This is a genomic window from Kitasatospora sp. NPDC059648, assembly GCF_042734825.1.
GTDB lineage: Bacteria > Actinomycetota > Actinomycetes > Streptomycetales > Streptomycetaceae > Kitasatospora.
On sequence record NZ_JBHWDU010000012.1, the window covers coordinates 70,312 to 90,823 of the forward strand.

General features: G+C 72.0%; 17 protein-coding genes. 10 read left to right on the plus strand and 7 right to left on the minus strand.

Going from position 1 to position 20,512, the window contains the following annotated elements; genetic code table 11:
* Nucleotides 1–58: 58 nt before the first annotated feature.
* A complete protein-coding gene (locus tag ACFV1W_RS10535) occupies nucleotides 59–514 on the plus strand; it encodes a sortase domain-bontaining protein (RefSeq protein WP_380415018.1) in 456 nt (151 codons plus the stop codon).
* On the opposite strand, the gene ACFV1W_RS10540 is transcribed toward ACFV1W_RS10535, so the two are convergent.
* The 5 genes from ACFV1W_RS10540 to ACFV1W_RS10560 form a co-directional block, all read right to left on the minus strand.
* Nucleotides 472–1,644, minus strand: a complete 1,173-nt coding sequence (locus ACFV1W_RS10540; protein WP_380415020.1) for an acyl-CoA dehydrogenase family protein — start codon at nucleotides 1,642–1,644, stop codon at nucleotides 472–474. The two genes, ACFV1W_RS10535 and ACFV1W_RS10540, sit on opposite strands and share 43 nt — an antisense overlap.
* Before the next feature lie 32 nt (nucleotides 1,645–1,676).
* Nucleotides 1,677–3,611: a biotin carboxylase N-terminal domain-containing protein gene (locus ACFV1W_RS10545; protein ID WP_380415022.1), complete on the minus strand. Its 1,935-nt coding sequence runs from the start codon at nucleotides 3,609–3,611 to the stop codon at nucleotides 1,677–1,679.
* Between the two features lie 14 nt (nucleotides 3,612–3,625).
* A complete protein-coding gene (locus ACFV1W_RS10550) occupies nucleotides 3,626–5,224 on the minus strand; it encodes an acyl-CoA carboxylase subunit beta (protein WP_380415023.1) in 1,599 nt (532 codons plus the stop codon).
* Nucleotides 5,221–6,927 carry an acyclic terpene utilization AtuA family protein gene (locus tag ACFV1W_RS10555; protein ID WP_380415025.1) on the minus strand — a complete coding sequence of 569 codons (1,707 nt, stop codon included), beginning with the start codon at nucleotides 6,925–6,927 and terminating at the stop codon, nucleotides 5,221–5,223. Before ACFV1W_RS10555 ends, ACFV1W_RS10550 begins: the two co-directional genes overlap by 4 nt.
* Nucleotides 6,928–7,309: 382 nt before the next feature.
* Nucleotides 7,310–8,473 (minus strand): ATP-binding protein, encoded by a 1,164-nt coding sequence (locus tag ACFV1W_RS10560; RefSeq protein ID WP_380415026.1) that lies wholly within the window; start codon nucleotides 8,471–8,473, stop codon nucleotides 7,310–7,312.
* Between the two features lie 544 nt (nucleotides 8,474–9,017).
* Between ACFV1W_RS10560 and ACFV1W_RS10565 the strand changes: the two genes are divergently transcribed.
* From ACFV1W_RS10565 to ACFV1W_RS10595, 7 genes are all read left to right on the plus strand, one after another.
* Nucleotides 9,018–9,599: a DUF6368 family protein gene (locus tag ACFV1W_RS10565; protein WP_380415028.1), complete on the plus strand. Its 582-nt coding sequence runs from the start codon at nucleotides 9,018–9,020 to the stop codon at nucleotides 9,597–9,599.
* A gap of 129 nt (nucleotides 9,600–9,728) precedes the next feature.
* Entirely contained in the window at nucleotides 9,729–10,598 is an 870-nt protein-coding gene (locus tag ACFV1W_RS10570; protein ID WP_380415030.1) for a TnsA-like heteromeric transposase endonuclease subunit, read from the plus strand.
* Nucleotides 10,595–11,278 (plus strand): hypothetical protein, encoded by a 684-nt coding sequence (locus ACFV1W_RS10575; protein ID WP_380415031.1) that lies wholly within the window; start codon nucleotides 10,595–10,597, stop codon nucleotides 11,276–11,278. The genes ACFV1W_RS10570 and ACFV1W_RS10575 overlap by 4 nt, the downstream gene beginning before the upstream one ends.
* Before the next feature lie 115 nt (nucleotides 11,279–11,393).
* Nucleotides 11,394–11,897 (plus strand): N-acetyltransferase, encoded by a 504-nt coding sequence (locus ACFV1W_RS10580; protein ID WP_380415033.1) that lies wholly within the window; start codon nucleotides 11,394–11,396, stop codon nucleotides 11,895–11,897.
* 298 nt (nucleotides 11,898–12,195) lie between these two features.
* A complete protein-coding gene (locus tag ACFV1W_RS10585; RefSeq protein ID WP_380415035.1) occupies nucleotides 12,196–12,939 on the plus strand; it encodes a class I SAM-dependent methyltransferase in 744 nt (247 codons plus the stop codon).
* Nucleotides 12,940–13,069: 130 nt separating this feature from the next.
* Nucleotides 13,070–13,483 (plus strand): VOC family protein, encoded by a 414-nt coding sequence (locus ACFV1W_RS10590; RefSeq protein WP_380415036.1) that lies wholly within the window; start codon nucleotides 13,070–13,072, stop codon nucleotides 13,481–13,483.
* A 106-nt stretch (nucleotides 13,484–13,589) separates the two neighbouring features.
* Complete coding sequence (locus ACFV1W_RS10595) at nucleotides 13,590–15,953, plus strand: ATP-binding cassette domain-containing protein (protein WP_380415038.1); 2,364 nt, start codon at nucleotides 13,590–13,592, stop codon at nucleotides 15,951–15,953.
* Here the strand turns inward: ACFV1W_RS10595 and ACFV1W_RS10600 are convergent.
* Nucleotides 15,950–16,501, minus strand: coding sequence for a GNAT family N-acetyltransferase (locus ACFV1W_RS10600; protein ID WP_380415039.1), 552 nt, complete (start codon nucleotides 16,499–16,501; stop codon nucleotides 15,950–15,952). The two genes, ACFV1W_RS10595 and ACFV1W_RS10600, sit on opposite strands and share 4 nt — an antisense overlap.
* A 64-nt stretch (nucleotides 16,502–16,565) precedes the next feature.
* Nucleotides 16,566–18,443, minus strand: a complete 1,878-nt coding sequence (locus tag ACFV1W_RS10605) for an endonuclease/exonuclease/phosphatase family protein (RefSeq protein ID WP_380415041.1) — start codon at nucleotides 18,441–18,443, stop codon at nucleotides 16,566–16,568.
* A 447-nt stretch (nucleotides 18,444–18,890) separates the two neighbouring features.
* Between ACFV1W_RS10605 and ACFV1W_RS10610 the strand changes: the two genes are divergently transcribed.
* Complete coding sequence (locus ACFV1W_RS10610; RefSeq protein WP_380415043.1) at nucleotides 18,891–19,880, plus strand: alpha/beta hydrolase; 990 nt, start codon at nucleotides 18,891–18,893, stop codon at nucleotides 19,878–19,880.
* A gap of 11 nt (nucleotides 19,881–19,891) precedes the next feature.
* Nucleotides 19,892–20,512: M23 family metallopeptidase (locus ACFV1W_RS10615; protein ID WP_380415045.1), on the plus strand; the 621-nt coding region annotated here is incomplete at its 3' end.

A 20,512-nucleotide genomic window follows, 5' to 3' on the forward strand; every position in this document is an offset into this window, starting at 1 on the left:
CCCGGCGGCGACCCGCTCGACCGAGGCGGCGTGCCGGGCGTAGTCGACCCGCGCCCCGGTGAGGCCGCCGATCAGGGCCGTCCGGTCGCCGTTCCGCCCCGCCGACGGACCAGCGCAACCTGACCGGCTGGTACCGGGACGGCACCGCGCCGGGCGCCGCCGGGAACGCCCTCGTGGCCGGCCACGCGAGATCCGCAGCGGACCGGCCGCGTTCCACCGGCTCGGACTGCTGCGCGTGGACGACACCGTCGAGGTGACCCGCAAGGACCGGCGCGCCGCGGTGTTCGCCGTCGACTCGGTCCGGGTCGTCCCGAAGCGGGACTTCCCCGACGCCCTGGGGCACGGACCCACCGAGCGGGCCGAGCTCCGGCTGATCACCTGCGGCGGGAAGCTCGACCGGAAGGCCGGGCAAGAGTCCGACACCGTGGTGTTCGCCCACCTGACGGGAGCCCGCTGGACCGGTTCGCCGGATCAGTACGACTTCGGCAGGCCGAGGGTGTGCTGGGCGACGTAGTTGAGCACCATCTCCCGGCTGACCGGGGCGACCCTGCCGACCCGGGTGGCGGCCAGCAGCGCGCCCAGGCCGTACTCCTGGGTGAGGCCGTTGCCGCCGAGGGTCTGCACCGCCTGGTCGACCGTCCGGGCGGCGGCCTCCCCGGCGGCGTACTTGGCCATGTTGGCGGCCTCCCCCGCGGCCGCGTCCTCGCCCGCGTCGCAGAGCAGCCCGGCCTTCTGGGTCATCAGCCGGGCCAGCTCGATCTCCACCGCGCACTGGGCCAGCGGGTGCGCCAGGCCCTGGTGGGCGCCGATCGGGGTGGACCAGACGGTGCGGGTCCTGGCGTACTCCACCGCCTTGCCGAGCGCCTGGCGGGCCAGGCCGAGCGAGAAGGCGGCGGTCAGGACGCGCTCCGGGTTGAGGCCGGCGAACAGCTGGAGCAGACCGGCGTTCTCGTCCCCGACCAGGGCGCCGGCGGGCAGCCGGACGTCGTCCAGGAAGACCTGGAACTGCTTCTCCGGGGCGACGAGTTCCATCGGGATCGCGCGGTACTCGAAGCCGGGGGTGTCGCGCGGCACGACGAACAGGCAGGGCTTGAGCCTGCCGGTGCGCGCGTCCTCGGTACGGGCCACGAACAGCACGGCGTCGCAGTGGTCGATGCCGGAGACGAACACCTTGCGGCCGGTCAGCAGCCAGTCCTCGCCGTCCCGGCGGGCGACCGTGGAGATCCGGTGCGAGTTGCTGCCCGCGTCCGGCTCGGTGATGCCGAAGGCCATCCGGCGGGTGCCGTCGGCCAGACCGGGCAGCCAGCGCCGCTTCTGCTCCTCGGTACCGTAGCGGGCTATCACCGTGCCGCAGATCGCCGGGGAGACGATCAGCAGCAGCAACGGGCAGCCCGCGGTGCCGAGTTCCTCCAGGACGATGGCGAGGTCGCTGATGCCGCCGCCCCCGCCGCCGTACTCGGAGGGCAGGTTGACGCCCAGGTAGCCGGCCTTGCCGGCCTCCGCCCACAGTTCGTCGGCGGGCTCGCCGGCCCGGGCCTTGGCGAGGTAGTAGGCGGAGCCGTAGCGGCGGCCGAGGTCGCCGACGGCCTTGCGCAGGGCGGTGCGTTCGGGGGTTTCGAGGAGCTGACTGCCGATGCCGGACATGCGGGGGTCCTTCCTCAGACGGTACGGGGGTCTCAGGCTGCTTCGGTGGACTTGACGACGGCGAGCAGGGTGCCGAGCTCGACCTGTTCGCCGGGGGCGACGCGGAGTTCGGCCAGGATGCCGTCGGCGGGGGCGGTGACGCGGTGCTCCATCTTCATCGCCTCCAGCACGAGCAGCGGCTGCCCGGCGGTGACGGTGTCACCGGCGGCAGCGGTGGTGCGCAGGACGGTGCCGGGCATCGGGGCGAGCAGTGCGCCCGGGTCGGTCCGGGCGGTGGCGTCGGGGAAGCGCGGCAGCACGGTCAGCGCGGTGCTGCCGGTCGGGGTGTCGACGTACACCCGGTCGCCGTAGCGCGCCACGGCGTACGGGCGTTGGACCGCTCCCTCCCGCAGGACGACCAGGTCCGCGGTGGCGCCGACCAGTTCGACCTCGGGGTGGCCGTCGGCCTCCAGCCCGGCCCTGGTCAGGCGGTAGCGGACCTCCGACTCCGATCCGTCCGCGGCCCGGTAGCGCTTGGACTGGGGCTGGGAGGGCAGGTTGCGCCAGCCGGACGGCAGGGCGGGCCGTCGGGCCGCGGCGTCGGCGAGGGCGGCGGCCAGGGCGGCTCGCCCGGCGCCCTCGGTGTCGGCGGCGGTGAGCTCGGCCGCGTGCTCGGTGAGGAAGCCGGTGTGCAGGCGTCCGGCGAGGAAGGCCGGGTGCCGCAGCGCGCGGACCAGCAGCTCCCGGTTGGTGGCCGGGCCGTGGATCCGGGCACGGGCGAGCACGTCGGCCAGCCGGCGGGCGGCGGCGGCACGGGTCGGCGCCCGGACGATCACCTTGGCGAGCATCGCGTCGTAGTGCGGGGTGATCTCGCTGCCGGACTCGACACCGGAGTCCAGCCGCACCGGGCCGTCGGCGAACTCGGTGTGCTCGACGGCGAGTCCGAACCCGTGCAGGGTGCCGGTGGCGGGCTGCCAGGCCCTGCCCGGGTCCTCCGCGTAGAGCCGGGCCTCGATCGCGTGGCCGGCGGTCGGCGGCGGGGTGGCCGAGGGCAGCTCCTCCCCCTCGGCGACGGCGAGTTGGAGCGCGACCAGGTCCAGTCCGGTGACCGCCTCGGTGACCGGGTGCTCGACCTGGAGGCGGGTGTTCATCTCCAGGAAGAAGAACCGGCCGTCCTCGGCGAGCAGGAACTCGGCGGTTCCGGCGCCGACGTAACCGATCGCCCGGGCGGCGTTCACCGCGGCCGCGTGCAGCTCGGCCCGTACGTCGGCGGGCAGCCCGGGTGCCGGGGCCTCCTCGACCACCTTCTGGTGCCGCCGCTGGAGCGAGCAGTCGCGGTCCCCGACCGCCCAGACCGTGCCGTGGGCGTCGGCCAGCAGCTGGACCTCGACGTGCCGGCCGGTGGGCAGGTAGCGCTCGCAGAACACCTCGTCCGAGCCGAAGGCCTTGGCCGCCTCGGCCCGGGCGGCCTCGATCTCGGCGGGCAGGTCCGCGAGGTCCCGCACGACGCGCATGCCGCGGCCGCCGCCGCCCGCCGCCGCCTTGACCAGCACCGGCAGGTCGGCCTCGGTCGGCTGGTCGAGCGCGCCCAGGACGGGCACCCCGGCCGCGGCCATCAGCCGCTTGGCCGCGGTCTTGGAGCCCATCGCGGCGATCGCGGCCGGCGGCGGGCCGACCCACACCAGGCCCGCGTCCAGCACGGCCCGGGCGAACTCCGCGCTCTCGGACAGGAATCCGTACCCCGGGTGGACGGCGTCGGCCCCGGCCGCCAGCGCGGCCCGCACGATCAGCTCGCCGCGCAGGTAGGTGTCGGCGGGCGCGGCACCGGGCAGCCGGACGGCGGCGTCGGCCTCCCGCACGTGCGGGGCGCCGGCGTCCGGGTCGGAGTGCACGGCGGTGGTCGCGATGCCGAGCTCCCGGCAGGTGCGGAACACCCGGCGGGCGATCTCGCCCCGGTTCGCGACCAGCAGGTTGGTGATCGTGCTCATGGTCGGTTGCCCTCTCAGATCCGGAAGACGCCGTAGCCGCGCGCGCCCTCGACCGGCGCGTTGTGGATCGCGGACAGGCACAGGCCGAGCACCGTACGGGTGTCGCGCGGGTCGATCACGCCGTCGTCGTAGAGCCGGCCGGACAGGAAGACCGGCAGCGACTCCGCCTCGATCTGCTCCTCGACCATCGCCCGGATCGCGGCGTCCGCGTCCTCGTCGTACGGCTGCCCCTTGGCGGCGGCCGACTGGCGGGCCACGATCGACAGCACCCCGGCGAGCTGCTGCGGGCCCATCACGGCGGACTTGGCGCTCGGCCAGGAGAACAGGAAGCGCGGCTCGAACGCCCGGCCGCACATCCCGTAGTGGCCGGCCCCGTAGGAGGCGCCCATCAGCACGGACAGGTGCGGGACCTTCGAGTTGGCGACGGCGTTGATCATCATCGCACCGTGCTTGATGATGCCGCCCTGCTCGTAGGCCTTGCCGACCATGTAGCCCGTGGTGTTGTGCAGGAACAGCAGCGGGGTGTTCCGCTGGTTCGCCAGCTGGATGAACTGGGCGGCCTTCTGGGACTCCGCGCTGAACAGCACGCCCTGGGCGTTGGCCAGGATGCCCACCGGGTAGCCGTGCAGCCGGGCCCAGCCGGTGGCCAGGCTGGTGCCGTAGAGCGGCTTGAACTCGTCGAAATCGGAGCCGTCGACGATCCGGGCGATCACCTCGCGCGGGTCGAAGGGCACCTTGAGGTCCCCGGGGACGATCCCGAGCAGCTCCTCCTCGTCGTACTTCGGCGGCTCGGCGCACCGGTCCGGGTCAGGGCCCGGCTTGCGGTGGTCGAGCCGGGCGACGATCCGGCGGGCGGTCCGCAGCGCGTCCCGCTCGTCCACCGCGAAGTGGTCGGCCAGGCCGGAGGTGCGGGCGTGCATCTCCGCGCCGCCCAGCGACTCGTCGTCGGCCTCCTCGCCGGTGGCCATCCGGACCAGCGGCGGGCCGCCGAGGAAGACCTTGGCGCGCTCCTTGACCAGCACGGTGTGGTCGGACATCCCCGGCACGTAGGCGCCGCCGGCCGTCGAGTTGCCGAACACCACGGCCACGGTGGGGACGCCGGCGGCGGACAGCCGGGTGAGGTCCCGGAAGAGGGCTCCGCCGGGGATGAAGATCTCCTTCTGGCTGGGCAGGTCGGCGCCGCCGGACTCGACCAGGTTGACCAGCGGGAGGCGGTTGTCCAGCGCGATCTCGTTGGCCCGCAGCGCCTTCCGCAGGGTCCACGGGTTGCTGGCGCCGCCGCGCACCGTCGGATCGTTGGCGGTGATCACGCACTCGACGCCCTCGACCACGCCGATGCCGGTGACCAGCGCCGCGCCCACCGGGTGGTCGCTGCCCCAGGCCGCCAGCGGGGACAGCTCCAGGAACGGCGAGTCCTCGTCGACGAGCAGCTCGATCCGCTCCCGGGCCAGCAGCTTGCCCCGCCTGCGGTGGCGCTCCACGTACTTGGGGCCGCCCCCGGCCAGCGCCTTGGCGTGCTCGCCGTCCAGCGCGGCCAGCTTGGCGATCATAGCGGCCCGGTGCTCGGCGTACTCGGGCCCGGCCGGGTCGACACGGGTGGGCAGGACGGTCACAGGAGAACCTCCGGAAGGTCGGCGTGGCGCGAGCGCAGCCACTCGCCCAGGGCCTTGGCCTGGGGGTCGAAGCGGTGCTGGGCGGCGACGCCCTCGCCGAGCAGGCCGGTGAGGGTGAAGTTGACCGCCCTGAGGTTCGGCAGGAGGTGCCGGGCAACGGGCAACTCCGCCGTCTCGGGCAGGAGTTCGCACAGCTTCTCGACGGTGAGGGTGTGCGCGAGCCAGCGCCAGGCCTCTTCGCTGCGGGCCCAGACGCCGAGGTTGGCGTCGCCGCCCTTGTCCCCGCTGCGGGCCCCGAACAGCAGCCCGAGCGGGGCGCGCCGGGTCGGGCCCGGTGGCAGCGGTTCGGGCAACTCCTGCCGGACTCCGGCGGGTTTGCCGGTGACCGGGGCGGGCGGGACGGCGATCCGGCGGCCGTCCGGCAGCACGGCGGCGTGCTCGACCAGCTCGGCGTCCACGTACGCGGCACTGAACACCCCGTACGGCGCGCCCGGACCGGGCGGGGTGGTGAGGTGGAAGCCCGGGTACCCGGAGAGGCCCAACTCCACGGCGGCCTTGCCTAGTTCGCGGCCCACCTTGGCCGGGTCGCGGTCGCGGGCGGTCAGCCGGAGCAGGGCCGAGGCGGCCTCCTCCGTGGCGGAGTCCGGGTGGTCGGTGCGGGCGAGCGTCCAGCACAGCTCGGCCGGACGGGACCCGGGCGGCAGGGCGGCCGTGAACTGGCGCCGCACCAGGGCGGCCTTGGCCTGGATCTCCAGGCCGGTGAGCACGAACACCACCTCGTTGCGGTGGCCGCCCAGGCTGTTGCAGCCGACCTTCAGGGTGGACGGCGGGGCCTCGCCGCGCACGCCGTCGATCCGCACCCGGTCCGGGCCGTCCTCGGTGAGCCGGACGGTGTCCAGCCGGGCCGTGACGTCGGGGCCCGGGTAGTGCGATCCGCCGGTCTCGTAGAGGAGTTGGGCGGTGACGGTCCCGATCGTGACGGCTCCGCCGGTGCCGGGGTGCTTGGTGATCACGCTGGAGCCGTCCGGGTACAGCTCGGCCAGCGGGAAGCCGGGGTGGTCCACGTCGTGCTCGCCGAAGAAGGCGTAGTTGCCGCCGGTGGCCTGGGCGCCGCACTCCAGCACGTGCCCGGCCACCACCGCCCCGGCGAGGGCGTCGAGGTCGGCGGCCGTCCAGCCGAAGTGGGCGATCGCGGGCCCGGCGACCAGTGCGGCGTCGGTCACCCGTCCGGTCACCACGACGTCCGCGCCCCCGTCAAGGCAGGCGGCGATCCCGAACCCGCCGAGGTAGGCATGGGCGGCCAGTGCACCCTCCGGCAGCCCGAGTTCCTCCCGGCGCGGCAGCAGGTCGTCGCCCTCGACGACGGCGACGGCGGTCGGAACCCCCAGGCGCTGCGCCAACTCCCGCAGCTGATCGGCGAGTCGGGCCGGGTTGACGCCGCCCGCGTTCACCACGATCCGCACGCCCCGCTCCCGGGCCAGCCCGAGGCACTCCTCCATCTGCCGCAGGAACGTCCGGGCGTACCCGAGCGACGGATCCCTCAGCCGGTCCCGCGCCAGGATCAGCATGGTCAGCTCGGCGAGGTAGTCCCCGGTGAGCACGTCCAGCGGCCCACCCGTCAGCATCTCCCGCACCGCCGCGAAGCGGTCCCCGTAGAACCCCGAGGCGTTACCGATCCGCAGTACCGAGCTCGCGCGCGCCAAAGCGCCTCCCCTGCCGGTGGGTTGACGACACCCGGCACGCGTGCCGCCGGGCAGCAGCGTGGCACCGGCCCAGGAAAAAAGCAATCATGCCTGCTTGTTTTGCTGCCGCGTCACTCCCCGGTGAGCTACCCGGCTGTGACTGGAAGTGGTAGGTGGCGGTTGGAACCGATAGGCGGCGGCTCCAGGCTCCCGCCACACTGAGTGACGTGACTCGGCACGCTAACTGTCGGGTCAGCACCGGATCTGTCGTCCACCTAACAGCCCCACCGAAGCGCGACTTCTTCTCCCTTGGACGGCTTCGAGCCCAGGGTCGACCGCCGTGTGCTGCAGGCCGCCCTGCCGACCCCGATTCCCGGGGACCGGCAGGGCGGCCTGTTCCTGGTCAGTCCCGGCGGGCGCCCTGGATGATCCGGTCGATGACGGCTGCGGCCTGTTCCGGGTGTCCTTCCAGCCACTTGCCGAGGTGTTCCTGGACGGCCTGTTCGACGCAGGCGCGCACTGCGGCGTTACCCAGCCAGCCGCGCGTGGAGCCCTCGAACTCGGGATGGTCAAGCTTCACCGACACGACCGCTGTCAGACCTTCGCCGATCCGATCGGCGTCGAGGTCGGGATCCGTCGCATTCAGCAGCAGCCGCTCCCGTGCGTATACGGTGACGGCGGCCGCTACCCCGTCGCGGAAGCCGCGCTCGTGTGTGCCGCCGTCAGTGGGCCGGCTGTTGGCGAAGCTCCGGACCCGCTCGTCGTGGGAGGCACGCCAACGCAGGGCCACCTCCACCGTCCCTGCCATCCGCGCTTCCTCCCGCTCGAAGCCGATGATGTGCGGATGAACGGGTTCCTCCTTCTGCTCGTCAAGGATGGCCACGAAGTCTCGCGCGCCGTCGGGGTACCGGAACCGCGCCGACCGGGACTCGCCCGGGAGGCGCTGATCGGTCAGAGAGATCTCCAAGCCCCGGTTCAACAAAGCCAGTTCCCGGAAACGCTCAGCCAGCCCGTCGAACGAGTACTCCGCGGTTCCGAAGATGTCAGCGTCGGGCCAGAAGGTGATGGTGGTCCCACTACCGGTCGACGTGCCCGCCTCGGTGAGCGGGGTGACGGCCACCCCGCGCGCGTACTCCTGAACCCAGCGGGCTCCCCCGCGCCGCACTTCGGCCGTCATCCGGCTCGACAGGGCGTTGACGATGAAGGGTCCCACCCCGCAGAAGCCGAGCGTCACGTCGTGGCGGCCTCCGGTTGCCGGCCCGGTCTGAAACCGGGTCAGCAGGGCTTCGAGGCCGGAAATGCCGCTGGCTCCCGATTCGTCGATACGGACACCCCGCCCGTCGTCGGCGACACGCACAGCGCCGTCGGGTGTGAGGGTGACGGCGACGCAGCTGGCGTGGCCGGCGAGGGCCTCGTTCACGGCCCGGTCGGCGACCTCGAAGACCATGTGAAGCAGGCCGCGTTCACCGGTCGAGCCGATGTACATCCCAGGCCGCTTCCGGATGGCTTCCCACCCCTCCAGCACCTGAATCTGGCTGGCGTCGTACTTGCTGGCTTCCTCGCTCATGATGTCCCCTCCGATGTTGTTCAGCAGAACTCCTCAGCCTAGGCGAATCTCTGGAAAACACCAGGTCAGGCCATGTTTGCCGAGTGCGTAGACGGGCGGGTGAGAGCCTGCTTGGAGATGGTCGATCCCGAGGTCGCAAACTGGCGCCGCATCGCTGCCACGGGCCCGGCGAAGCCGCGTACGACACCGTTTTGGACGGCCCCGTGGTCCCCAGTTTCATCAATTTGCGCGTCAGCCGTCGGCGAGCGACTTCTTCGGAGTTGGCGACAACTTGCTTGCCGAACGATCACCAGCCGACAGACACCTCGCCGAATCGGCGACAGTCGTCGTGCTGACTCACCCGAAGAAGCGCACGTCGAGTAGTGCGGTTAGCGACAAGTAGCGTGCTGAGTCACAGTGACTGCGGCTCGGCACGCTCACTGTCGCGTCAGCGCGGGACCTGTTGACCAGGGCAGGCTACGGCCCGAAATGCTCAGACGCCCGCCGTCGGGTCCTGGTAGAACCTGACCCAGTGGCATTTGGGCCATGAGGCTTTGGGGGCGATATGTCGGGACCGGCCGTTGGATTGTGGCTCTTCGAACCATGCGGGTTCGCGGACATCCTGGCCGACGTGGTCCCGTGGTTGGAGACCTTTTGCGACCCGGTGGACACCAAGGCAGGCGGCGACGTGGATTTCTGGGTAAGAGACGGCTCGGCCCTGGGTCTGCGGGCCTTCGATCCAACTGACGTCGGCGTGTTCTTCCTGTCAGAGGACGAGGAGATGCCCGCCGATGACGAGGACTACTCGGCCTTCTCGCGTCCACCGGTGCAGGGGTTGGTAGTCGGCGCTGGCTGTTCGGGCTCGGTGAACCACGTGCTGCTCGGCCACTTGGCGCTCGCTTTCGCTCGCCGCCTCGATGCACTGGTCGACTTCGACGGTCTACTGAGCAGCCGTCCCGTCGCGGGAGACGACACGGGCAACGAGGCTGTGCTGGCCCGGGCGAGGGTACTGGCGTCAGTGCTGCCGGGGAATGTTGCCGAGGTTTCCTATGACACCGGGGGTGGAGGGCGGTGGGTTCGGCACGTCGGAGATGCGGAGTTCCTGCAGGCATGGCTGCAACATCCTGATTTCCACTTGATCAAGTAGCGCTTCGGCATCTTCGGAGTTGGCGACAACGTGCCTGCGAACGAGCACCAGCCGTCATTGCAGCCGGTTGTGGATCACTCGGCTGGGTGAAACTTGCCGGGGTAGCGTCCTCTTTCGGGAATCCTCGGCATGCCGTGCTCGCGCCGGTGGTGTCGTTGCAGCATGAGTGCGCGGACTGGGCCGGGGCTTCGGTCGGATGTGTGCGATCTGGCGTCGCTGGTCAGCCAGTTCACCGGCGATGACGCCTTCCGTCAGCGGCTGGTACTCCATGGGGACTGGCCGCGGCGGTGGGCGACGACGTGGATGTTCGACGGCGGTCAGGTCGTCTGGCCGGTGCGGGATCTGGGGTCGGTGCCGGTGTTGGATTCACGGCCGGTTCGCCGCTTCACCTGGCGGCCGCGGCAACGGCACCGGCCGGGGCTGGAGCCCTTGGTCTCCACCGGCCGGCAACACGGCTTCGAGTCGCTGGAGGAGCGGGATCTGCTGCGGGCCCTGGACTTCGTGCGCGTCCGGGAGGTGTTGCCGCAGCCGTTCCGCCTGGACTTCGAGCACACCGGTGGCCGGTCGGCCCACGTCCCGGACTTTCTCGCGCTGATGCCCGACGGCGGCTGGCTGTTCGACGTCCGCCCCGCCCCCTTGGTTCAGGACGAGGACGCGCTGAAATTCGCCGCGACGCGCGAGGTCGCCTCTGCGGCCGGCTGGCACTACACCGTCGTCGGAGGCTGGCGCCCGCACGTCCTCGGGGTGCTGGACGCCCTGCTGGCCAGGCGCCGGCCACGCAAGGACCCGTTGGGCCTGCAGCCGCAGCTCCTGGCCGCGGCGGCCGAACGGCCGCGGTCCTTTGCCGAGTTGGTGGGATCGACCGAGTGGCCGGAGCTGGCTCGGGTCGAGGCGGTCCCCCTGCTCTGGCACCGGCGGCTGGGAGTGGACCTCGGATCGCCGTTGCAAGACGGCTCCCTGGTCTGGCTCGGACAGCCGGCCGCCAGGGGGCGGTCGTGAGCCGGGCAGCGGTGCTGGTCGCGCCGGGGGCGGGGCTGCGGCTCGGCGGCGTCGACTGGACGGTCGAGGAGATCGAGCCGCATCTGGGGCGGATCGTCCTGGCGGGGCCGGGCGGCGAACGTGAACGCCGGTCGTTGCGCTGGCTGGCGAATCACCCCGACCTGCGGTCGGCGGCCTCGGAGGGCCCTGCGGTCTCACGGCAGTCGGTGGTGCTGTCCGACCTGACCGAGGACCAGTTGGTGCGGGCTCGGTTGCGGGCTGAGCACCTGCTGGAGGCGGAAACGGGCTATCGCAGCGGAAGCCCGCTGCGGGCTCTGCCTCACGAACCGAGGCCGGGATTCGACCCGGAGACGACCTTCCTCAAGGACCGCCGCCTGGCCAAGGCCCGGGAGATCAAGGAGATGTCGCCCGCGGAGGCGAAGCGGCTGGGGCTGGACCATCTGAGCTTCCGGACGCTGGAGCGGCTGGGGTCGTGGCCTCAGATGTGGCCGGGGCCGGGAGGGGTGTCGCCGCTTCCCCAGGGGCCGGTGCCGGAGGAGAGCCAGATCCACAGCAGGAACAGGACGAAGGGCACCGTCACGAGCACCAGGATCAGGAGGACGGTCCGGTCGCCGGTCGGTGGCCTGTTGCCGTCGGGTCGGTGCTCTGGCACGTGCCTCTCCCGTCGCCGGTCGCCGTGAGACCAACTCAACATGGCGCCGGCGGGCGTTCGTGTCTTCGGTCCGGGCGGGCGCCCGAGGTGGGGGGGGCGATATTCCGTGCGCCGACGGCCCGTCGCTGGATAGCCTCGGCCGCATGACCTGGCTTCCTGCTGACTTCGTCCACCCCGTCCACGTCCCCCTGCTCGACGGGGCGTACCACCTGCGGCCGATCCGGGAGGCGGACGCGCCGATGGACTACCCGGCCGTGATGGGGTCGCGGGAGCGGCTGTTCGGCATCTTCGGGGCCGCCTGGGGGTGGCCGTCGGAGACGATGACGGCGGAGGCGAACCGGGTGGACCTGGCGCGGCACGAGCGGGAGATCGCCGCGCACGAGTCGTTCAACTACGTGCTGCTGGACCGGGCCGAGACGGCGGTGCGCGGATGCGTGTACATCGATCCGCCGGAGCGGGCCGGTGCCGACGGCGAGATCTCCTGGTGGGTGGTGGACGAGCTGGTCGGCAGCGAGGTCGAGCAGGCGCTGGACGCCCTGGTGCCGCGGTGGATCGCCGAGGAGTGGCCGTTCCGGCGGCCGCGCTTCCTCGGGCGCGACGTCACCTGGCAGGAGTGGCTGGCCCTGCCGGGCGTCCGGGATGCCTGAGCGCGCGCTGCGTCGCAGGAGTACGTCGGCCTGCTGTCGACCGTCTCGGCCTACGCCGTGCTGTCGGACGCCGCCCGGAAAAAGGGCGTTCCGCCGGATCCTGGCGGTGCTGCCGGAGCGCGTCGAACTGGACGCCGACATCACCGTGCACCTCGCCCGCCGCCGCTGATTCGTGGCTTCTGCCAGTACGTCGGCCCCTCAGGGCTGCGGAAGACTTCCCGGCGGAGGCCACGGCGCGTCCCGGGCCGTGGCCGCAGCATTCGGCCGGACGGGGCCGACCACAGGGGAGGACGGCGCGATGAGCGTGCAGCAGTACGACCGGATCGGCGAGGCGTTCGAGGGCTTCAAGGCCCTGCCGTTGGTGCGCTACGGGGAGGTGCCGAGCGTGCTGGCCCTGGTCGGGGACGTGCGCGGCAGGTCCGTCCTCGATCTGGCCTGCGGCACCGGCTTCTACAGCCGGGAGCTCCGGCGGCGCGGCGCCGCCGAGGTGCTCGGGATCGACATCTCCACCGAGATGATCGCCGCGGCGCGGGCGCTGGAGGAGCGCGACCCGCTCGGCATCCGCTACGAGGTCGGAGACGTGTCCGAACTGGCCTCGCCGGGAAGGCAGTTCGATGCAGCACTGGCGGTGCAGTGCCTCAACTACGCCGAGGACGTGGCGGCGTTGGAGCGGATGTGCCGCAACATCCACCGCAGTCTGGTGCCGGGCGGTGACTTCTTCGTCTTCGCCCAGAAGCCCGACTACCGCTTCGACTGCGAGTCCCTGGAGCGGTACGGGTTCCGCTGCGAGCCGACCGGCGAGGAGGCCGAGGCCGGTCCGCGGGTGCGGGTCACCGCGTTGCTCGACCCCCAGCCGATCAGCATCGTCGCCACCTGTCCGCGCCGCGAGGTCTACGAGCGGTCCCTGCGGGCGGCCGGGTTCCACGACCTGGAGTGGGTGCCGCTGCAGATCTCCGAGGAGGGCCTGCGCGAGTTCGGCGACGACTTCTGGGCGGACGCGCTCGCCCACCCGCCGCTGGAGCTGCTGCGCTGCCGCGCCTGAGCCACGGACCGGCGCTCGCCCGATCGGGGGGTCGGGCGAGCGCCCTCGCGCACGTGACCCCGGAGGCCGGCGGGGAACCGGTCAGGATTCGAGAAGCGCCCTCCCGGAGGCCGCCCCTAGCGTGGGGGCCATGAACGACATCACCATTCACTGGACCTTCCTCCCCCACACCGACCCCGAGGCCTCCCTGGCCTTCTACCGCGACCTGCTCGGCTTCGAGGTCCGCCAGGACGTCGGCGGCGGTCCCATGCGGTGGATCACCGTCGGCCCCCAGGGCCAGCCCGGTGTGTCGCTGGTGCTGGAGCCGCCGTTCGCGGACCCGGGCATCACCGAGGAGGAGCGGCGTACCATCACCGAGATGATGGCCAAGGGAACGTACGCCCGGCTGGTGCTCGCCACCGCCGACCTGGACGGGGTGTTCGACCGGTTGAAGTCCGGCGGCGCCGAGCTCGTCCAGGAGCCGACCCTGCAGCCGTACGGCATCCGGGACTGCGCCTTCCGCGACCCCGCGGGCAACATGATCCGCTTCAACGAAGTGCGCTGAGTCACCCGGGCCCGCCCCGACCGTCGAAGGCCGGGGCGGGCCCGGACCCGTCCCGTCCCGTCCGGACAGCCCGCCGACCACCGACCGCCAGGGAGCGAAGAGAACGATGGCCGAGCCGCACGTCGCCGACAGCCACGACCTGATCAGGGTGCACGGCGCCCGCGAGAACAACCTCAAGGACGTCAGCGTCGACATCCCCAAGCGCCGGCTGACGGTGTTCACCGGGGTGTCCGGCTCCGGCAAGAGCTCGCTGGTCTTGGACACCGTCGCCGCCGAGTCGCAGCGGCTGATCAACGAGACCTACAGCGCCTTCGTCCAGGGCTTCATGCCCACCCTGGCCCGCCCCGAGGTGGACGTCCTGGAGGGGCTGACCACCGCGATCATCGTCGACCAGCAGCGGATGGGCGCCGACCCGCGCTCCACCGTCGGCACCGCCACCGACGCCAACGCGATGCTGCGCATCCTGTTCAGCCGGCTCGGCAAGCCGCACATCGGTTCCCCCAAGGCCTTCTCCTTCAACGTCCCCTCGGTCAGCGGGGCCGGCGCGATCAGCTACGAGCGCGGCGGCCAGACGGTCAAGGAGCGGCGCAGCTTCAGCATCACCGGCGGCATGTGCCCGCGCTGCGAGGGCCGGGGCAGCGTCTCCGACATCGACCTCACCCAGCTGTACGACGACACCAGGTCGCTCGCCGAGGGCGCGATCCTCATCCCCGGCTGGAAGCCGGACAGCTGGTGGACGGTCGGCGTCTACGCCAACTCGGGCTTCCTCGACCCGGACAAGCCGATCCGCAGGTACACCGGGAAGGAGCTCCAGGACTTCCTCCACCGGGAGCCGACCAAGGTCAAGGTCAACGGGGTCAACGTCACCTACGAGGGCCTGATCCCCAAGCTCCAGAAGTCCATGCTGTCCAAGGACAAGGACGCCCTCCAGCCGCACATCCGGGCCTTCGTGGAGCGCGCCGTCACCTTCACCGCCTGCCCGGAGTGCGAGGGCACCCGGCTGAGCGCGGCCGCTCGCTCCTCGAAGATCGGGAAGATCAGCATCGCCGACGCCTGCGCGATGCAGATCAGCGACCTCGCCGACTGGGTCCGCGCACTGGACGAGCCCTCGGTGGCGCCGCTGCTCACCGCGCTGCAGCAGGTGCTGGACTCCTTCGTGGAGATCGGCCTCGGCTACCTCTCGCTGGACCGCCCCTCCGGCACCCTCTCCGGCGGCGAGGCGCAGCGGGTCAAGATGATCCGCCACCTGGGCTCCTCGCTCACCGACGCCACGTACGTCTTCGACGAGCCCACCACCGGGCTGCACCCGCACGACATCAGCCGGATGAACGACCTGCTGCTGCGGCTGCGGGACAAGGGCAACACGGTGCTGGTGGTGGAGCACAAGCCGCAGACCATCGCAATCGCCGACCACGTGGTGGACCTCGGCCCGGGGGCCGGTGCGGCGGGCGGCTCGCTCTGCTTCGAGGGCAGTGTGGCCGGGCTGCGCGACAGCGGCACGGTGACCGGGCGGCACCTGGCGGACCGGGCCCCGCTGCGGGAGGCGGTCCGTACGCCCACCGGCAAGCTGGCGATCCGCGGCGCGGACACCCACAACCTGCGGAACGTGGACGTGGACGTCCCGCTCGGGGTGCTCACCGTGGTCACCGGGGTCGCCGGCTCCGGGAAGAGCTCTCTGATCCACGGCTCGATCCCGGCGGAGGAAGGCGTGGTGTACGTCGACCAGGGCGCGATCAAGGGCTCCCGGCGCAGCAACCCGGCGACCTACACCGGGCTGCTCGACCCGATCCGCAAGGCCTTCGCCAAGGCGAACGGCGTGAAGCCGGCCCTGTTCAGCGCCAACTCGGAGGGTGCCTGCCCGAGCTGCAACGGCGCGGGCGTGGTCTACACCGACCTGGCGATGATGGCCGGGGTCGCCAGCACCTGCGAGGACTGCGAGGGCCGGCGCTACCAGGCCTCGGTGCTGGAGTACCGGCTGGGCGGCCGGGACATCAGCGAGGTGCTGGCGATGTCGGTGACCGAGGCGGAGGAGTTCTTCGGCGCCGGGGAGGCGAAGCTGCCCGCCGCGCACCGGGTCCTGGAGCGGCTCGCCGACGTCGGCCTCGGCTACCTGAGCCTCGGACAGCCGCTGACCACGCTGTCCGGCGGTGAGCGCCAGCGGCTCAAGCTGGCCACCCACATGGGCGACAAGGGCGGGGTCTACGTCCTGGACGAGCCGACCACCGGTCTGCACCTCGCGGACGTCGAGCAGTTGCTCGGCCTGCTGGACCGGCTGGTGGACTCCGGCAAGTCGGTGATCGTGATCGAACACCACCTGGCGGTCATGGCGCACGCGGACTGGATCATCGACCTCGGCCCGGGCGCCGGGCACGACGGCGGGCGGGTGGTCTTCGAGGGCACCCCGGCCGAGCTGGTCGCGGCCCGCTCGACGCTGACCGGTGAGCACCTGGCGGACTACGTGATGCCCTAGTCCAGCGGCAGGCGCATCTCCAGGATCCGGGCGGCCTCGTCCAGCACGTACGGCGTCTCGCCGCCGGTGTACGTGAAGCCGCGCCGCCGGTAGAAGGCGGCGGCGCGGTGGTTGGCCTCGTGGACGCCGAGCAGCATCCACCTGGCGCCGCCGTCCCGGGCCCAGGCGATGACGGCGTCCAGCAGGGCGTCGGCGACGCCGCGTTCGCGGCCGCGGTGCGCCGGGTCGACCCAGACGCCGATCAGGTCGACGGTCTCGGCCTTGATGCTCGGGGTCGAGAGCATGGTGGCGACCCACTGGTCGGTCCCGTCCACGGCGACCAGGCCGACCCGGCCGGGCTCGTTCAGCCAGTCCGTCCGGGCCCGCCAGTTGCCCTCGCCCTGGATCCGGGCGTACTCGTAGGGTTCCCCGAACGCCATCGGGGTGTCGAGGAGTTGGGCCAGCCGGATGGTGCGCAGCCGCTCCCAGTCCTCCCGGCCGATCCGCTCGATCCGGTACTCCATGCCGTCCCCCCGAGGTACGAAGAAGCCTCCGCTGCCGGTGATCACCGGCAGCGGAGGCACTATAGCCGCGGGCTCGGGGCTCGATCCCCGGGGCACTGCGGCCGTGGGCTCACGGCTTGATCCGGACCACCTGCGGATCGTGGTCGCTGGCCTGCCGGGCGAACTCGGCGTTGATGTGCACCACGTCGTACTTGGCGTAGCCGACCTCGGGGCTGACCAGGATGTGGTCCAGCACCTGGGAATTGCCCTGGTAGACGTACGAGTACTGCTCGGTCTCCGGCAGCTCGTTCACCAGGTCGCGCAGCACGCCGCCCTTGGTGAGCGTGGCCAGCGCGGGCGAGAACTGGTAGTCGTTGAAGTCGCCGAGCGAGACGATCCGGGCCTGCCTGTCGGCGGCCAGCAGCCGGGCGACGAAGGCCTGCTCGACGGCGGCCTGCCTGAGCCGCTGCACCTCGGAGCCGCGGGTGGGGGCCTGGAAGCGGCTGTCGATGCCCTGGTCGCCGCCCTTGCTGTTGAAGTGGTTGGCGATCACGAAGACCTTCTGGCCGCGGAAGGTGAACTGCCCGACCAGGGGCTTGCGGCTGTTGGTCCAGGCCTCGTCGGTCGGATCGATCCGGCCGGGCGAGGCGGTCAAACTGGTGGCGGCGCCGGTGCCGGTGACGCCGACGGCGCTGGTGGCGGCGCCGCCGGGGATGTCGGTGAAGGTGACCCGCTGGGGGTTGAACAGGAAGACCTGGCGGATGTTGCCGCCGGGCTCGCCGCCGTCCTTGCCGTCCTGGGGGTCGACCGAGCGCCAGTCGTAGGCGGGGCCGCCGGCCGCCTTGATCGCGGCGAGGAACTTGGCGACGGTCTGGCTCGCGTCGACCGTCCCGTCGTTCTTGGCGCCGTTGTCGTCCTGGATCTCCTCCAGGGCGACGATGTCGGGCGAGCGCAGGCTGGTGACGATGCCCTGGGCCAGCTCGGCGAACTTGGCGTCCGGGTTGGTGGCGGCCAGGTTCTCCACGTTGTAGGTGGCGATGGTGAGTTCGCGCTCGCCGGCCTGGGCGGTGACCTCGCGCTGGAGGTGGTTGTCCTTGAGGGTGCCCATGGTGCCGGCGACCAGGGTGTAGCCGCCGAACTGGTTGTAGTCCAGCGGGCCGGTGGTGGTGCCGGTCAGCTCGTCGCCGACGTTGGCCACCGGGAAGGGCTGCTGGGAGACGGGCGCCTGCTGCTGCACCATCAGCCGGCCGACGTTGGGCTCCCGGTAGGACTCGTACAGCACGCCGCCGCGCTTGCTGCGCTGGTCCTGGCGGTCGGCGGCGACCCACAGCTCGTTGTACTTGTCGGTCGCCTGGATCACCCGGACGTCCTTGACCCGGACGAGCATGCCCTCCAGCGACTCGTAGAAGTCCAGGGCGTACTTCTCCGGGTTCAGCTGCCCGGCGTCGATGCTGCCGTCGGGCCCGGCCGGCGGGGTGTAGGTGCCGGGGATGTTCCGGGTGTCCACGACCACCGGGGCGGGCAGCGGGTTGCCCGCGGAGAGCACCGTGACGGCGGGGCCGGTGAGTTCGGTGGTGGACTGCGAGCCGCCGGAGTAGTTCGGGTAGTACTCGCTGACCTTGCCGCTCACCAGGACCGAGTCGCCGAGCTTCACGGTCGGGTTTCCGCCGGTGTAGACGAAGATGCCCTCGCTGGTGGCGGGGTTCGCGTCCGGGTTCGGGTCCTGCAGCCAGAAGCCTTTGACGCTGCCGTACGCGCGCACGCCGGTGACGATGCCGGGCACGCCGGTGACGGGCTTCCCCGCCTGCGGGGAGATCCGGGTGGTGCCCTGGATGTCGTGGATCCGCAGCGGGCCGGGCTCGATCGGCGCGGGCGGGGCGGCGACCGCGCCGGCGGCGTTGGCGAGCGGCAGCGGGACGAGCACCAGCGAGGCGGCCAGCGCGGCCGGGGCGACGGCGGTGCGCAGCAGGGCGGCTCTGCGGGGGCGGGGTGCGGGGGCGGTGGTCACCGGGGCACGGCTCCTAGCTCGGGCAGCGGGCGCTACTCGCGTAGAAGGATGGGGGAGAGAAAGCGGGGAACGGATCCCGTCCCCCGCGGCGCCCTCAAGATACGCGCGTAGAAAATGCCCCGACAAGACCTCGTCAGTGAACTGTCGGTTCCGGCCACGTGACTTGACGGAGCGTCAATTCAGCTGGTTTCCAGGCGCCTCCCAGCTTTCACCCAGCTTGACCCCGGCTTTGCCCCGCTTTACCCGATCCGCCCCACGGCCCGAGCCACGGTCCGCTCCGACGAGCGGCCCGCACCGCTCGCAGGTGCGGCGCGAGTACGCCCGGTCCGCTCCTGTCAGTCCGTATGGTTCCGGGTTCTGCGCAGCGCGACATGTGGCTACCGTCCCAAACGCTCGTCACCGGGCGGTCCGGGACGGACCGCCGTCACGCGTTCCCAGGAGGCCAGGTTGACCGCGCACCACCCCACCCGCAGGGGCGTCCTCAAGTCCGTCGGCGGGCTCGGCGCCGCACTCGCGCTCGGCACCGCGGGCCAGTTGGCGTCGGCGAGGCCCGCCGCGGCCGCCGACAACGGCTTCGGTCTGACCGTCGTCGACCGCAACGAGAGCGACCCGCGGATGTGGTACTACCGCTTCCAGACTTCCGCGATCGGCTGGAACCCCGGCGTGAACGTACTGCTGCCGGACGACTACTGGACGAGCGGGCGCACCTACCCGGTGCTGTACCTGTTCCACGGAGGCGGCACCGACCAGGACTTCATCACCTTCGACCGGATGGGCGTGCGCGACTGGACCGCCGGCAAGCCGATCATCGTGGTGATGCCGGACGGCGGCCACGCCGGCTGGTACTCCAACCCGGTCAGCTCCGACGTCGGCCCGCGCAACTGGGAGGAGTTCCACATCAACCAGCTGCTGCCGTGGGTCGAGGCGAACTTCCGCACCTTCGCCGAGTACGACGGCCGAGCGGTGTCCGGCTTCTCGATGGGCGGATTCGGCGCGCTGAAGTACGCCGCCAAGTACTACGGGCACTTCGCCTCGGTCAGCGCCCACTCCGGGCCGGCCAGCCTGCGCCGCGACGGCGGCCTGGTCGCGCACTGGGCCAACGCCTCCTCCGCCACGCTGGACCTGGCGGGCGGCACGATCTACGGCGTGCCGCTCTGGGACCAGGCGCGGGTGAGCGCCGACAACCCGGTGGAGCGGATCGAGAGCTACCGCAACAAGCGGGTCTTCCTGGTGGCCGGCACCAGCCCCGATCCGGTCGACTGGTTCAGCAGCGTCAACGAGCCCCAGGTCCTCGCCGGGCAGCGGGAGTTCCGCTCCCTGCTGGACCAGGCCGGCATCCCGCACGACTCGCACGAGGTGCCCGGCGGCCACGTCATCCGGCCCGACCTGATGCGGCAGGACATCGACGGCATCATCGACCGCCTGCGCAAGGCTTGAGGGGCGCCCCGGTGTTCCGCTCCCTCTCCCGCCGCGCTCCGCGCCTGGCCCTGGCCGCCGCCCTGCTGCTGCCGGCCACCGTACCGACCGCCGCTGCCGGGGCCGCCCCCGCCGCGGTCGCCGGGTTCGCGGCCTCCTGCCCCGCCGCCGGGTACATCTCCCAGGGCTACACCCCGGAGCACAACGGCATCGACATCGCCAACGACTACGGCACGCCGATCTACGCGGTCGGCGACGGCCAGGTGGTGGCCTCCGGCCCGGCACAGGGCTACGGCCAGTGGATCCGCATCCTGCACCCCGACGGGACCATCACCGAGTACGGCCACATGCGCGAGCGGGACGTGGCCGCCGGCGACCACGTGACGGCCGGTCAGCAGATCGCCCTGATGGGCAGCGAGGGCGAGTCCAGCGGCCCGCACCTGCACCTGCGGGTCTGGGCCGACGCCGACGCCACCGTGCGCACCGACCCGATCCCCTACCTCGCGGACCGCGGCATCACCATGCCCTGCACGCCCGGATCCGGCCCCCGCCCGGTTCCGTTGGTGTATCCGGCGAAGTCCGGCCGGGTGGTGTCGACGCGGTCCGCGGACGGCCGCCTGGAGGTGTTCGCCGCCGGCGCCAACGGCGTCTCC

Coding starts and splice junctions, on each gene's coding strand:
- ACFV1W_RS10540 (WP_380415020.1), bottom strand. CDS start 1,644: ATGTCCGGCATCGGCAGTCAGCTCCTCGAAACCCCCGAACGCACCGCC.
- ACFV1W_RS10580 (WP_380415033.1), top strand. CDS start 11,394: ATGACCTGGCTTCCTGCTGACTTCGTCCACCCCGTCCACGTCCCCCTG.
- ACFV1W_RS10545 (WP_380415022.1), bottom strand. CDS start 3,611: ATGAGCACGATCACCAACCTGCTGGTCGCGAACCGGGGCGAGATCGCC.
- ACFV1W_RS10570 (WP_380415030.1), top strand. CDS start 9,729: ATGCCGTGCTCGCGCCGGTGGTGTCGTTGCAGCATGAGTGCGCGGACT.
- ACFV1W_RS10585 (WP_380415035.1), top strand. CDS start 12,196: ATGAGCGTGCAGCAGTACGACCGGATCGGCGAGGCGTTCGAGGGCTTC.
- ACFV1W_RS10560 (WP_380415026.1), bottom strand. CDS start 8,473: ATGAGCGAGGAAGCCAGCAAGTACGACGCCAGCCAGATTCAGGTGCTG.
- ACFV1W_RS10595 (WP_380415038.1), top strand. CDS start 13,590: ATGGCCGAGCCGCACGTCGCCGACAGCCACGACCTGATCAGGGTGCAC.
- ACFV1W_RS10565 (WP_380415028.1), top strand. CDS start 9,018: ATGTCGGGACCGGCCGTTGGATTGTGGCTCTTCGAACCATGCGGGTTC.
- ACFV1W_RS10590 (WP_380415036.1), top strand. CDS start 13,070: ATGAACGACATCACCATTCACTGGACCTTCCTCCCCCACACCGACCCC.